Annotated in this window: 15 protein-coding genes; 1 reads left to right on the top strand and 14 read right to left on the bottom strand. The window is 43.2% G+C overall.

Going from position 1 to position 13,057, the window contains the following annotated elements; all coding sequences use genetic code 11:
• Positions 1–38: 38 nt before the first annotated feature.
• The 4 genes from AF333_RS07335 to AF333_RS07320 form a co-directional block, all read right to left on the bottom strand.
• The gene (locus AF333_RS07335; protein ID WP_043065512.1) at positions 39–371 is read right to left on the bottom strand and encodes an Imm8 family immunity protein; all 333 of its coding nucleotides are present in this window, start codon (positions 369–371) and stop codon (positions 39–41) included.
• Between the two features lie 11 nt (positions 372–382).
• A complete protein-coding gene (locus tag AF333_RS07330; protein ID WP_043065511.1) occupies positions 383–670 on the bottom strand; it encodes a hypothetical protein in 288 nt (95 codons plus the stop codon).
• Between the two features lie 165 nt (positions 671–835).
• On the bottom strand, positions 836–2,074 hold the full coding sequence (locus tag AF333_RS07325) for an IS110 family RNA-guided transposase (protein ID WP_043065510.1): 1,239 nt from the start codon (positions 2,072–2,074) through the stop codon (positions 836–838).
• 128 nt (positions 2,075–2,202) lie between these two features.
• Positions 2,203–2,982: a recombinase family protein gene (locus AF333_RS07320; RefSeq protein ID WP_043065509.1), complete on the bottom strand. Its 780-nt coding sequence runs from the start codon at positions 2,980–2,982 to the stop codon at positions 2,203–2,205.
• Between the two features lie 174 nt (positions 2,983–3,156).
• On the opposite strand from AF333_RS07320, the gene AF333_RS07315 reads away from it, so the two are divergent.
• Positions 3,157–3,357 (top strand): helix-turn-helix domain-containing protein, encoded by a 201-nt coding sequence (locus AF333_RS07315; protein ID WP_043065508.1) that lies wholly within the window; start codon positions 3,157–3,159, stop codon positions 3,355–3,357.
• Between the two features lie 4 nt (positions 3,358–3,361).
• Here AF333_RS07315 and AF333_RS07310 read toward each other — a convergent pair whose 3' ends face one another.
• The 10 genes from AF333_RS07310 to AF333_RS07265 all read right to left on the bottom strand — a co-directional run bounded on the left by AF333_RS07310 (position 3,362) and on the right by AF333_RS07265 (position 13,035).
• On the bottom strand, positions 3,362–4,210 hold the full coding sequence (locus AF333_RS07310) for a replication initiation factor family protein (RefSeq protein ID WP_043065507.1): 849 nt from the start codon (positions 4,208–4,210) through the stop codon (positions 3,362–3,364).
• Positions 4,211–4,784: 574 nt separating this feature from the next.
• The gene (locus AF333_RS07305) at positions 4,785–5,144 is read right to left on the bottom strand and encodes a hypothetical protein (protein WP_043065506.1); all 360 of its coding nucleotides are present in this window, start codon (positions 5,142–5,144) and stop codon (positions 4,785–4,787) included.
• A complete protein-coding gene (locus AF333_RS34845) occupies positions 5,141–6,472 on the bottom strand; it encodes a hypothetical protein (protein WP_080787686.1) in 1,332 nt (443 codons plus the stop codon). Before AF333_RS34845 ends, AF333_RS07305 begins: the two co-directional genes overlap by 4 nt.
• On the bottom strand, positions 6,463–8,079 hold the full coding sequence (locus AF333_RS07295) for a phage baseplate assembly protein V (protein WP_052811990.1): 1,617 nt from the start codon (positions 8,077–8,079) through the stop codon (positions 6,463–6,465). The genes AF333_RS34845 and AF333_RS07295 overlap by 10 nt, the downstream gene beginning before the upstream one ends.
• A gap of 28 nt (positions 8,080–8,107) precedes the next feature.
• Complete coding sequence (locus tag AF333_RS07290) at positions 8,108–8,515, bottom strand: DUF4280 domain-containing protein (protein WP_043065505.1); 408 nt, start codon at positions 8,513–8,515, stop codon at positions 8,108–8,110.
• Complete coding sequence (locus AF333_RS07285) at positions 8,505–9,044, bottom strand: imm11 family protein (protein WP_043065504.1); 540 nt, start codon at positions 9,042–9,044, stop codon at positions 8,505–8,507. The genes AF333_RS07290 and AF333_RS07285 overlap by 11 nt, the downstream gene beginning before the upstream one ends.
• A gap of 22 nt (positions 9,045–9,066) precedes the next feature.
• Positions 9,067–10,200, bottom strand: a complete 1,134-nt coding sequence (locus tag AF333_RS07280) for a pentapeptide repeat-containing protein (RefSeq protein ID WP_043065503.1) — start codon at positions 10,198–10,200, stop codon at positions 9,067–9,069.
• 21 nt (positions 10,201–10,221) lie between these two features.
• A complete protein-coding gene (locus AF333_RS07275; protein ID WP_043065502.1) occupies positions 10,222–11,646 on the bottom strand; it encodes a contractile injection system protein, VgrG/Pvc8 family in 1,425 nt (474 codons plus the stop codon).
• Positions 11,643–12,236, bottom strand: a complete 594-nt coding sequence (locus tag AF333_RS07270; protein WP_043065501.1) for a hypothetical protein — start codon at positions 12,234–12,236, stop codon at positions 11,643–11,645. Before AF333_RS07270 ends, AF333_RS07275 begins: the two co-directional genes overlap by 4 nt.
• A 22-nt stretch (positions 12,237–12,258) precedes the next feature.
• Complete coding sequence (locus AF333_RS07265; RefSeq protein ID WP_043065640.1) at positions 12,259–13,035, bottom strand: hypothetical protein; 777 nt, start codon at positions 13,033–13,035, stop codon at positions 12,259–12,261.
• Positions 13,036–13,057: the final 22 nt, after the last annotated feature.

The raw sequence follows: 13,057 nt of genomic DNA, 5'->3' as shown, positions 1-13,057 counted from the left end.
ATTATTCTTTTTTATTAGAAATTACCAACATCACTTACTTATACATCCATCTCCCACCGGAAATACTTCGAAAGATTTTCGTAAGCTCTTTCAATATCATCATCTTCACATTTCTTAATAATACGATTAATTGTCGCTTCTAGGGACTTTATATTGAAGTCTCTCGCTATAAAATGACCTCTCCCAATGATAATGTTATCTTGGCCTAACATCCTATCTAACCTTGTAGGACTTACTAATTCAAATGAGAACGTATCTGATGCACCATTTATTTCCACAGGTCCGATATCCACATTGTAAGTAATATAAAAGTCGTCGACACCTTCCCCCCAATCTTCGTACATCTTTGTTAAAGCCTTAATCATAAGCATTTAAATTCCCCCTAATCTAGAATATCAATATGAACATTTCTAATCTGCTTAGGTGCCCACGTCTTTGAATAGTCATAATAATTAGATTCCGTCCTAATCATGATATTTTCTTGAAAGTTAGCCCTAAACATACCTTCTTTGGGTTTAAATTGCAATCTAAAAGCTCTCATTCCATCTTTACTCTTATAACCAATCATTTCACCTGTTGCTTTATCGAGTATTGCTTCTGATCCTTTACCAGCCCATGCCTTACCAGCACTTAATGCTTGATCACGGGTAGCGCTACCAAGAGTTGACAATCCTTTTGGTGATTGCTTAACCCCAAGAAGAATTTGTGAGTCCGTTAAGTTATCTACATATCCAGGATGCCACCATTTAGGTTTTCCCGTCCCCTTAGTTGTAAAGCTACAACCTCGTAAGGGAAAGGTGGGTACTCTAGTAAACTAGCCCCACCTTCTATTCTATCATCCTGCCTTCTGCTGCTCGACTATAGGAGCGACATATGCGGTCTTGTGTTTCATCATCCCATAGATGATATTGACAAGCCTACGCATCACACAGATTAACGCTTGACCTTTCGTTTTTCCTTCCGCCAGCTTCCTATGATAATACTCATAGAAGAACGGATTCCGTGGCATCTTGCTTCCTTTTGCTGTCTGGACTTGTTGAACTGCTAGTGTGTAAAAAAGTCCGTGTAACACTCGGTTTCCTTGTCTGCTTTTCTGGTTTCGTCCTTTGCCGCCCGAACTATAATTGACAGGGGCAATCCCTGCGAATCGGGCTAGCTTATCAGGACTCGAAAACCTACGAATGTCGCCAATCTCTGCGACCAATGCAGAAGCCGTCACAAGATTAATACCCGCCATCGTTTCCAACTTGTATTCGAGTAACTTCATGACATTACCGATGGCTTGTTCAACCTCTGCAATTTCCTCTTTTTTGAACTTGATGTCTCTCACGATGCTCTGAATAATGAAATCCCGTGACTCCTGATACTCTCGTCTCGTATCTCCATCTGCTTCCACAAGCGCAAGAATCTCTCTCGCTTTTCGAGTAGAACAGGCTCTAGCACTTGCTTTTAGAAGAATCTCCGTTAGTTTCTCTTCTGTCACCCCCGCCAAGCAATGCGGAGCGGGGAAGCGACTCCAAAACGCCAGTGCAGTTTTTCCGTCTATCTCGGAGAAAAACTTATTATAGCTGGGATACTGATAGTTGAGTTGCATGTGCAGTTGATTCTTACAAGCGGACAGGTTTTTTACCAGCGCATTCCGTCTGGAAACCAGTTGTCCGATTGTCCAGTAAATATCCTGCGGGTTCGCATCGGGCAAGGTATCCAATTGATTGAGTAACACCTGTGCTACACATTCCGCATCCCAGCTGTCGCTTTTCTGCGTAGTCGGGTAGCTTTTTCGTTGGGCATACGATAAAGCGGAGTTTACTTCCTTTACCATGTATCCATTGTCTTTCAAGTAGATGGCTAACGCTCTGCCGTACCCGCCCACATCTTCCAAACCAAACACAGGAGTCAATTCTTCTTTCTTCGCCAACTTCTTGACCAGCTTTACAAGTTGGGGAAACGCACTCGGCTTGTTTTCAAATGTCAGTTCCCCCTTCTTTTCATGCCAGCAGTTGATGACTACGGCTGTATGCTGATGTTTATGTAAATCAACACCAATGTACAAATGCGTGAGTTTATGATGCACAAGACTTCACTCCTGTTCTTGGGTATTCATGAACAACATGTCGGCAACCTGAGTTCAAGCGTTAGTCCGAAGACCCGCAGTGGGACGCTAGCCAGTCCATGGTGTTCATATTGTAAAGCTATGACTTGTTACAGAATGGGTTGATGTACCCCTTTGGATGCGATGTGACCGTATGTGTATATACCTTTGTATAAGTTCTCACGGTCAATGATTCGCTTGACTTGTACTTTCGTAAAACACTTGCCTTGTTTCGTTCGGTATCCTTCTTCATGTAGCTGGGAAGCAAGTTGAGACAGCGACCATGTAGGGTTCTGCCGCCGCAAGGTAAACAGTCTGCGAACCACTTCCGCCTGTCTTTCATCAATTTGTAATACCTTCTGTCCTTTCGTAGCTCGGTAGCCGAATGCCACCCCACCCCCTGCATAGCCACCCTGTTGGGCTTTCTTTCGTCTTCCTCTGCCCAGTTTCAAGGCAATCTCTAGCCGCTGATACTGGGCAAGCAGTTCCATCATGCCGTTGATGAGAAAATCATTCGGGTCATGAACGTAAATACTATAGTTCGGCTGTTCAATCGCTTTGACGTCTACGTTGTGACGCTTTAACTCACGTTGTACCAGCACTTTCACCATGTCTGTCCGCCATAGGCGAGAGGGGTTCAACACAATCACCTGCTTGATTTCCTGCGTTTGAAGACTCGCCAATAGTTCCTGCAATCCTTGTCGGTCTATTGTCAGGCCATCTTCATCGACCTTTGCGCCGCTGATTCCTTCATCCTTGTAGATGTGAAGCAACTCAAGGGCATGTTCCTTGCAGTATCGCTCAATCTCTTCCACTTGGTACGCTAAACTGTATCCATCCTTTACCTGTCCTTTGGTGGATACTCGTACATATCCAACTACTTTTGCCATGCCAACACCCCCGCCGTTACAGGAATTACAATCATTGTAACGCTTAACCGAATCATTATTTTTATTGTATACCGCTTAAGGGTAACATTCAATGACTTCTTTATTCAGCAGTGCTATAATAAGCGAAAACAATAGCACGCTTAAGCGTCACCTATTCTTTATGGAGGAGTTCGCATGGCAGTTTATATTAAACTCCGTCAGATATTGGAACAAAAAGGAATCTCTCAACGTGAATTGGCACGTATGACAGGTCTTCGAGCAAGTACAATCAATCATCTCTGTTCTGAGAAGGTAGATAGAGTGTACCTTGAGACGTTGGAACTTATCTGTAAAACTCTGAATATCCGCATTGAAGACCTGATTGAGATTGAGTAACGTATCATCCTACTTTTACTCGGCTTACCGTTCCGCATAGTAAAGCGCACGGCACAATCACGTTTTCCTCCCACTGCTCCTGTGCAATCTGGTCAAAGTCTACCGTTTCCTGTGATTCAAGCAACTGTTGAATCGTTCGTCTATGATGCGGCGTAAAGTCACTCATCGTCATTAGACCCTGCTGAACCGCCAACACCATCGCCCTTTTTTCAGGCTTTAAAGGTTCGAGGTTAGTCAAGATAGAACAGGAATACAGGTTATTGAACGTGGGAGGAAACTGAACTAATGAACCTATCGGGATTTTCTCTTGTGGCTTGTAGACAATTTCCACCCTCGTCAACTCCCCCGTAATATCCTTGCGCTTTCTTTTCCGTTGCTCCTTGCACTTGTCGTACACCCTGCAATAACCTGCTTGTTGCCGCTGGCTCTTCTTGCCATAGTACCTCGTTCCCTCGTACAGGTTCATGCGTCTGCCTGTTCTTGATGCCGTAAAGACCTGATTCATTGGACAAGGAATGTCAAACGCTACGTCACATCGGACAAACCAGATGGAACTTGCATTTGCCTTCAACCCATCAAGAATAGGCTGGAAATGCTCCAAGTGGTCAGGATGTGTTTCAATACGTAACGTATGCTTCTTGGACTTTGGTGTGTAGCATAACTCATACGAGATATGGAAATAACGGTCAGGGTATTCCTCAATGTGAAGATGGTACTTGAATCCCTTCTCTCTAATCGTTGGTTTAATCCCGTAGTAATCACAGATGTTCTGCTTAAACGGGTTAAAGAATGACCAATAGACATCTCTGTACTCGATGACGATTCTGTCTATGGATAGCTTGGTGTTGCTCATGTGTTCCCCCTCAAAAATTTTAACGAATTTCTCGCTTAATTAGAGGGAAGGTGACTAGCCCTTACCACATGACCTTCCGTATGTTCTATATAAACTGGCACGTTACCAGATTGATAGTGTCCTTCCTATACAGAATAACCGCTACATGTTCAGAAAAAGTTGCGATATTTTTAGATACCACCTTATGATTTTCAGTTCCTCTCCCTATAATGGTTGGGAGATACCATCACAGAGTTGCGATAGAGTATGAATTTCAGAATAGCGGGAGATAGCGAAGGTAACGCTTTTAGAGAAAAAGACGATAGGAACTGGTTATATTTAGAATGACATGAAAGTTATAAGAACAAGGAATAGGTTATATTTTTCAATATGTGCCATGATGTGCGTACAGAGAAATCGTAGGAATATCATACAGGTATAATGGAGGTTATGCTTGTTAGTAGTAAAAAAGGTAACTCAATCGGTACTAGGTAGACCCCACCAAAAAAGAAACCTTGAAAGGCATCCCGCCAATCAAGGTTATATATAGATTACCAGTACTTTTTTATAACCATTGAGTGTACTAAAACAGTATTTAACCGTTTTGATGGTCTTTTTTCGCCAAATCAATCGCCACGGCTAATTTAATTTGAAATACTTTACTTAGACCTTTCTGGAAATCCTTTAGCTTAAAAGTTTCAATTATAGGGGCTTCCGAATTATTAACTCTACTAATTTCAACCTTAGCTATTTTATCAAGGTCAATTAAAATGGTGAATATATCCTCACCTTGTTCAGGTGTCCAATTTAAAATATAAGCACTTTTAATTTCCCCAAAAATATTTCTTAACGCCTTCAATATTGCTCTTTCTTTTTCGCCTTGAGCCTTAATAATATTAGAAGTAGCTAACTCTTTTCTAAAATCCTGTTCCTGTTTGCTTCCTATTAGTTTCATTTAATCACCCCAGGAGTAGTAGTAACTAGATTTCCATACTTATCGGTTAATACAGTCATGACATTTGTAGGGGAACCACTAAACTTATCAATACCTATGTTTGAGTTTAAAGTAACTTCTCTGACATATCTTGCTTGTATTTGTGTTGTTCCATCTGGTAACTTTATTTCTGCTTGTAATGCCCGTGTAACCGGAGTTTTCACAACTTCTTTACTTTGCAGAATAGTCTTTAATTCATTGGGTGTAACTGTAAATTGGGAAGCATTCTTAGATGGGTTAAAATGCCTATCTAGTACATGATTAAATCCCGCCCCTTCTGCCGCACTTCCATTTCTTAAATTTATTCTTGACTGAACGATAGGTGGCATACCGGGAACTTTACCCATCCCCTGAGTAGGCTTACTCTGTTTCGGAAGAGGAACATTTCCTGGTCTGTTTTTTGAATAAAGAACGGCTGGGTTTTGAGGTTTAAAATTCCCAGCTCCTAATGTTAACTCGACTTTAGCTACTGCAGAACCAAAGGCAATTCCACTTAATATTATTTTATCAGAAGCTCCAAAATTAGCGGCTTTTTTAAGTTCTTCCATTGTTACATATTGATGATAGGATTGCATAATATCTGACTCAGGAATATTAGCAACTCGCATTTGCCTTCTGATTTCTTCTGCTTGTTTTTCTATTTGTAGTTTTTCTTGCGGTGTTGCTTTTATCCACGCTTCTTTTAATTCATTAAGTACAATATTCCCTCCGCTAACTTTGGATGCTGGGAACTTTAGATTCTTTGGTTGTGCTACTTTTAGCGGTTTCTGGTCTATCACCCTTGCCTTCATCTTATTTTTCCAGTACTTCACCAGAGGAACCGAATTAATTTTATTATCTACCCACCTTGCTCCATCCTTCGCCTTCCCCCATACCCACGCTGCTATTTCTTCGAGAGAAACACTTTTTTGATTCGGCTTACGTTTTTGCTGCGTTTTGCTCTTTTGCGCTGGGGTCTTTTTCTTCGGCTTGGTTATATTATTCCAGACTTCTTTTGCTTTCTTCTCAGCCCATTTCACATATTTATTTTGCTTAACCATGTTAATCCCAGTATCTATGAGTGAACCTAGCCAATTGGTTTTTTTAGGTGGTGGAGGCTGGCGCTTCTGCTGGGCTTTGCTCTTTTGTTGTGTTTTACTCTTCTGCTGGGTTTTGTTCTTCGGCTTGGTCACATTATTCCAGGTCTCTTTTGCCTTCTTTTCGACCCATTTCACATATTTATTTTGTTTAACCGTGTTAACTCCAGTATCTATGAGCGAGCCTAGCCAACTCTTCTTTTTTACTGCCATGCCTTTTCCTCAGCCTTCTTCACTGCGCTCCTCGCCATCAATGGAATGCTGGCAGCTACCTCTTTTTCCGCCTCGGCACTTCCCTTTATTGGCAACGAATCGGCTACCTGCTGGGCAAGCTCCATCTTGTTCCGCACTTCTTTTGCCCGCTTCTCCGCCGAACTTACTATAGGAGGGCCCATCGCTCCATCCATCTCAATCCGCAGCCCCTGAATATCCGCGATGCCATCCAGCATCATGCTGCTGGAGTGGCATAACAAATACACCGCTTCCTCCGCGTTCATATTCAGCTGTCCTGCCGCGTGCAGTTCGATGTTTTTCCCTGAGGTAAGGACGATGGAATGAGGACTGTGAATCTCGATTCCATTCGTTTCATGGAGCCTGACAAAAAGTTGGCCTTGTTTGGCGGTCACGCTCACCTCTTGCTTCCCAAGCATCAGTTCTTTGTCATGGAGTGTACCCCAATATGTAACATGAGGGTTTTCGATCTTTGGGGAGCTTGTCTCCCTTGCCCGGATAGAAGTCAACACAACCGCCTCTTCTTCCCGACTACCGGGAACATACAGTTCCACCCGATCACCAAGTTCGGGCATGCAATACCAGCCGCTGTGACCTTCGGCAGTATAGCCTGTCGCATATGGAAACCAGGAGGCTTCCTCCTTCTGCTGCGCCTCATCAATATCCAGGTGAACACGTACTGTATCTTTCATGCGATCGATCACTTTTCCTGTCAGAGAAGCGCCGACAATCCGCTGATTCCCCTGCTGATTTTGTCGTATTCCTTTTTCCGGGGATAGGGTGTATTCGTGTGTTAGATGACCTTGCTTCATGACCGATGTAGAGCGGGCGATGACCCATTCCTTGCCTTTGTAGGTGACTCGATCCCCCGGGTTGAAATACGCGCCCGTTTCCACTTCATAGCACAGAAAGTCATTCACAGCAAGTCCTGCCGCATACCCGTTCTCTATCGTCTCCCGATAAAAAGGCAGCGTTTTCTTCACACGGTATGAATGTGCAGCTATCTCTCCGGCTCTGCCCTCACCCAGTCCAAACCAAAATTTTGGCTTGTCAGACGTCGCATCCGGTACCAGCACTGCCCCAAAGCGCGAGGCCATCCGCTTCAGAAATGCCCAGTCTGTTTCATCATATTGTATAATACACTTCTCCAGCTTGGAAGTTCGTGCGATCATGTCGATATAGTCGCAACCGGGATAGCCCTTCAGGATGCTTTCAATCATTTCTGTGTATCGCATATCCTTGTTTTGAAAGGAACGGCTTTTCTGCTTCATATCCAGCGTGTGCGTATGGGAGATCGCTTCCAGTTCAATATAATGGATGCCTCTGACTACTTTTATTCCGAGGTTGGCTACCAGTCCGTTAAAGAGCGTCCGCACGACACTGCCGTTCTCTGTTTCATTGACTGTAACCGTATCGGCACCGCTCGCCGTTTCGATGCAAGCGGCTTGCTGCTCTTCCGGGATGATGCCCGTAACATACAGTCTAGCATGATCCTGTACCGTTTTTACGATGGTCAGCTCACTCAGGCTTTGCACTCCATAGGGTGATACAAGCTGAATATTCCCATATCCTACGAAATTCTCGCTCATTTTTATTTGCTTCCTCCTCCCTTATCGATTATTCTTGTCCGTCATCTTCGATGCTGATCGTTCCCTTGTATATACAATAGTTTGTACATTTGTTCATTAGCGCAGGATGTTTGGCAATGAGGACATTTTGTTTTCCGTTCAGCCACGGCATCGTCACGATGGGAGTGCATGGCATTTTTGTCAATCTGCCATTGTTGGCGGCAGTGGCCGCCGCTACCGCAGGATTTGCCATGCTGCTGCACACGCCGAAAGGCATGATGTTAACATTCGGTTTGTAATCCATAATGTTCATCTGCGCTTTTCCCCTGCTATATACACCATGACTAAACGGGGTTTGCAGCTTGCTTTTGGCGCTTCCCTGACTGCATGATAATACAGCACCTGTCACTACATAGCTTTGTCCTCCTCCGTTACTATCGAAGACTTTAACGCTCATACACGCCCTCCTTCTCTACTTTTTTGAGCCGGATACCTGTAAAGCCCCTCCGCAGCAAGCTTTCCGCTACGTCTAGACTGATGAGAATATAGTCTTCCAGAATGCCGTCGATTCTAAAAATTTTGTAAGGGGCAGCTTTTTGTTCGTCAATGATCAGCCTTTTTACCGTTCCATCTTTATGAAATTCATTTTCTACGGACAGACAATGAACCCGGGGTGGTACAATGAGCCAGTATACATCCTGACGTGGCTGCTTCTGATCCGTCAATACGACAGACTTGAAGCACATATGCGGAACGTATTTTTCCATAAGCTGTTTACAACGATCCGATACGAGCGGAATCGGTTTTTGAATAAAGTCCACATATTCAGCTTCGTTTTGCTCACTAATCGGAAACTGAAAATGCACCTTGTTCATCTTTCGTATGTGTTCTTCATCGAGCATTTCTTTTGTAATGACCTGTGATACACCCATCGGCTTTACGGCGTTATAGACTCGTTCATCGTGCGACATAATGAAATAATTCATCTGCTTACTCTCCCTCCACCTGTTACGGTTTCCAGATAATACTTGCCCTCTGCTGCTCATCCAGTTTGACGTTCCGCATGTCCGCCTCAGAAAATAGTGCATTTTTCAGGTTTGCACCCTTGAAATTAGTAGCTGTAAGATTGGCACCGATAAAAATAGCGCCTTGCAGGTTTGCCTCTTCAAAATCTGCCCGCTCCAGATCAGCGCCCGCAAAGCTCGTCGGAACAAATCCTGGCATTCTCCATGGCTCCCCTTCCAGCAAACCAACCGAGCCTTCTGCATCGTAAAAGGTAGCACCCGCAAGATCGCTGTTACTGAAGTCAGCTTCGCTAATCATCGTGTGGCTAAAATTAGTTCCTTGCAGCTTGCAGTCGGTAAATTTCGTACCAAGCAGCAGGCTTTCGCGCAAGCTACTACGCGATAAATCACTTTGCCTCATATTGGCATACCGCAAATCTATTTCTTCATAATTACCGTGTGATAAGTCGAGGTTTGCGAATACTTCGTATGCATATTCATACTGGTGTTTTTCTTCCAGCCATTCCTTCGTTTCTTCTGCATCTTTTACTCTGGTATCTTCTTTGTATACAATTTCACTCGTATCGAAATATTCACCTACAAGAATATCCAGTTCTTCTTCTTTTTCAATTTCCGCATATTCGGGCAGAGCGATCGCCTGTGGCATCGCATAGCGGGCCAGACTGACGACGTATTGATTGTATTTCTCTGCCAGCCGCAGCTTAATCCTTTCGATATCAGGGACGGTAATCGTCCCCATATATGTTTTACTGATCGTCTCCAAATCGTTTTCTACGACATCCAAAAACTGAAACGCCCATCCTGCATGGTACTCGTCCTGACATTCGGTACGATCGAGAAACCATGATGTATCATAAGCATCCAGCAAGTATATTGGTCGTCCTTCACTTAGTTCTGTACGTAACATGGAATACGTAATGGTCCCGATTTTTTTCTTTTTTCCATAGGCTTGCATATGTTTGATTTTGCGACAGAGTCGCCTGAAAGAGTGGATGAAATCAGAGATCAGCTCATCTTTGTGGGCTTGAAAGTATGCTTCCAAAGCCAGAAGACCTTCCAGGTTTTTCGCTTCTACCTCGTTTTCGATGAAATACTGTAGCACGTCTGCTTTCTTCATTCCTGCTCTTCCTCTCCTGCTTTAGTTTGTTTTTACTTCTTTTCCGCTGATGCTTGTGGAACCGTTCAGTGTAATCCTGCTTTCTTTACATGTTAGATTGATTTCTTCTTTGGCGGATAGGGTGACTCGCTTTTCCGCATTCATCGTAATATCGGCCTGCGAAATGATATGGATATTCTTTGTGCTAAAAATTTGAATACCGTCTTTTTCATTCAATTTGATAAAGACTTCCCCGTCTTTTCCCGTGATGACAATCTCTTCGGGACTAAACATCAATTCTTTACCAAACGCTGTTCTGAAATATTTCACATCCGGGTTACTAAGCTTGTTTTTGTTTGTGATTTCTTTATTTTTGCGCACAGAGTGTAGCGCAACACCTTCCTCTTCTTTATGACTCGGAAAATAAATCCTCACATAATCGTTCAGCTCAGGCATACAATACCATCCGCTGTTTCCTTCCGCTGTATAGGCGGTTGAATAAGGAAACCACCATGCCTTTGCTATACTTTGCTCCTTATCTATGTCAAGATGGACTTTGACGCTGTCTTTCTCTACGGCAATGACCTTCCCTTGCACGGACACCCCGGTAATGTCTCGATGGTATACTGTCTGTTGCTCCATTCCTTTTTTAGAGCATATTACATACTGATGCTTTAACAGACTGTCTTTCATCTGGGTATATACTTCACATACAACAAGCATTTTTTCCTTTAACTGTACCTCACTGCCAATGTCTAGCACCTTATCGGTTTCTACTTCATAGTAAATGAAGTCGCTTTCTATGCCCGTTTTTCTCTCATTTTCGGAAGAAATCCGAAAATCAGACAAGCGTTTTTTGATTGTGTAGTGGAAATCCTCCAGCTTTCCGCCGAAGCTTCCTTCCGGTACACCAAAGTAGAATTTTGGTTTATCAAAGCTAGACGCAGGAATGAGCCCCGTATGAAAACGGGATGCCATCCGTTTCAGGAATTGCCAGTCCGTCTCCTGATACTGGATTGTGAATTTTTCAAGCTTGGCACCATTTGAAGCCGTGTCCATAGCATCGACACCCGGATAACCGGATACTACTTCTTGCAGCAGATCGGAATAGGGCATGTCCTTATGTTGAAAGGAGCGGCTTTTCCGCTTAATATCCAGCGTATACGTATGGGAGAGCGCTTCTACTTCTATATAATAGATGTCTCTCACTGCTTTTATTTCAATGCTTACTACCACTCCAGCAAACAGCGGTGTACTAGATGAGTTTTCATCTATTTGATTAACCTGAATGTTCGTGTCTACTCCCGTTATATCAACGTAGCTGTCCTTGAGTTCCTCAGATACGATGCCTGTAAAGTGCAGTCTTGCATGATCGTTCATTTTCTTCGTTATTTTTAGATCGATCAAGTTGGTCAGTTTGTAGGGAGAGATTTGCAGATTGTTATAGGCGATAACGGAAAGACTCATATGTCTATTTCCCCTTTCGCAACGGTATGTATTTTTACCGAATACATAATTTCTCTGGCAATCGGCTTCCATTCTTTCATTTCATGTTCCAGGCAATTGAACGTACATAACAAAGCATTTCCGTCCAGTTCCACAAAAAATAGTAGAACATATACATTCGCATCCAATGCTGAAACTAAAAATTCACAATATCCGATCGTTTCCCTGTCTACTTCCTCGACGCCATCTTCAAACCATTGGGCTATCGGTTGGGTTTTTTGCAGGATTTGCACCATGTCATCCTTGAAGACATCCATCTCCTTACTATCGAGAGGAGTTTTCGTATAGTTGAAACCGATATTAATGGTGGTACTTTCATCCGTATAGATTACGTTCGGTCTTTTTTCAGAAGGATATTTCAAAGCGGCAATCTCAGGGGACATAATGTCAAAAGCCCGCGGCAAACTAATCTGTACTCTATTCTCCAACAAACTGATTTCTTCCATCTCTTCTAGGAGTAACTCTTCCCTGTCATCTTCTTCAGCCTGTTGTGCCGCCTTTTCTTGCATAAAATTTATTAATTCAATAAGCTTCTCATCCATATATTCCATTAGACTCACCAACCTTTCCTCATTAATCCACGATGACCCGCTGCGGTCCGCCGTATCTTGTTCCCGGCCTTACGCGATGCCCTCTCTTCACTTCTTCTACAATGCGCCCCAGGTATTTATGTATTTGTTCGTTGGAGTATTGTGTGTACGGGATTTCCAGCCTGTTTGCTATATAGTAAAGAATCAGGTCCCTGTCTACGGTGGGCTGATTCATACATTGCATCGCAAACATGATGTCATGGGGATTGGAGCTGTTATTTTTCAAGATGTCTGTTGCAAAATAGCGCAGAATATAAGGATGGAGCGTGCTTTTTTCCACTCCTGCGTATTGTACATGGATAATATTTACCGTATTGTACTCTGTAGCAAGGTCAGCAAAATCCTGATACTCCGAACGCAGCCTTGCCCCTTCCTTTAATTTGAATCGCCCCAGCTCATATTCATCCCTTTTTACTTGCATGTCCTGACTCAGAAGGATTTCTGTACCATACGAGATGAAGTCGCTATGCTCAGCTTTTTCTGTAAACCGTACTTTAATAATTGCTTCTGCACCTGTAGCATGGTAGGGAAGGCGATATTCGTTTTCAAGCATATACATCATCCCGTTATGCTTGATAATTCCTGTTCCAATGGTAAGCTCGTCTTCTCCTACTCCTATGTCAGCCCCCGCAATAATCCCGTCAGAATAGCCCTTAAAATAAATATCAATAAAGCTCCTTGGATAGTCCCTTAGATTCTCCAGCATTTCTTTTTTTAGGATTCTGCCTTTATTGAAATTCGGATAGAGATTTGCAAACAACATTCCCCCTCCTTTCTTCACT

Source organism: Aneurinibacillus migulanus (assembly GCF_001274715.1).
Classification (GTDB): Bacteria; Bacillota; Bacilli; order Aneurinibacillales; family Aneurinibacillaceae; genus Aneurinibacillus; species Aneurinibacillus migulanus.
The sequence above is the reverse complement of the archived record's forward strand: the minus strand, read 5'-3'. Positions and strand labels throughout refer to the sequence as shown.

Excerpts from the sequence above, each read along its gene's own strand:
- AF333_RS07335 (WP_043065512.1), bottom strand. The coding sequence starts at position 371 with ATGCTTATGATTAAGGCTTTAACAAAGATGTACGAAGATTGGGGGGAA.
- AF333_RS07305 (WP_043065506.1), bottom strand. The coding sequence starts at position 5,144 with ATGAAACTAATAGGAAGCAAACAGGAACAGGATTTTAGAAAAGAGTTA.
- AF333_RS07280 (WP_043065503.1), bottom strand. The coding sequence starts at position 10,200 with ATGAAGAAAGCAGACGTGCTACAGTATTTCATCGAAAACGAGGTAGAA.
- AF333_RS07295 (WP_052811990.1), bottom strand. The coding sequence starts at position 8,079 with ATGAGCGAGAATTTCGTAGGATATGGGAATATTCAGCTTGTATCACCC.
- AF333_RS07320 (WP_043065509.1), bottom strand. The coding sequence starts at position 2,982 with ATGGCAAAAGTAGTTGGATATGTACGAGTATCCACCAAAGGACAGGTA.
- AF333_RS07285 (WP_043065504.1), bottom strand. The coding sequence starts at position 9,044 with ATGAATTATTTCATTATGTCGCACGATGAACGAGTCTATAACGCCGTA.
- AF333_RS07270 (WP_043065501.1), bottom strand. The coding sequence starts at position 12,236 with ATGGAATATATGGATGAGAAGCTTATTGAATTAATAAATTTTATGCAA.
- AF333_RS34845 (WP_080787686.1), bottom strand. The coding sequence starts at position 6,472 with ATGGCAGTAAAAAAGAAGAGTTGGCTAGGCTCGCTCATAGATACTGGA.
- AF333_RS07290 (WP_043065505.1), bottom strand. The coding sequence starts at position 8,515 with ATGAGCGTTAAAGTCTTCGATAGTAACGGAGGAGGACAAAGCTATGTA.
- AF333_RS07315 (WP_043065508.1), top strand. The coding sequence starts at position 3,157 with ATGGCAGTTTATATTAAACTCCGTCAGATATTGGAACAAAAAGGAATC.
- AF333_RS07275 (WP_043065502.1), bottom strand. The coding sequence starts at position 11,646 with ATGAGTCTTTCCGTTATCGCCTATAACAATCTGCAAATCTCTCCCTAC.
- AF333_RS07310 (WP_043065507.1), bottom strand. The coding sequence starts at position 4,210 with ATGAGCAACACCAAGCTATCCATAGACAGAATCGTCATCGAGTACAGA.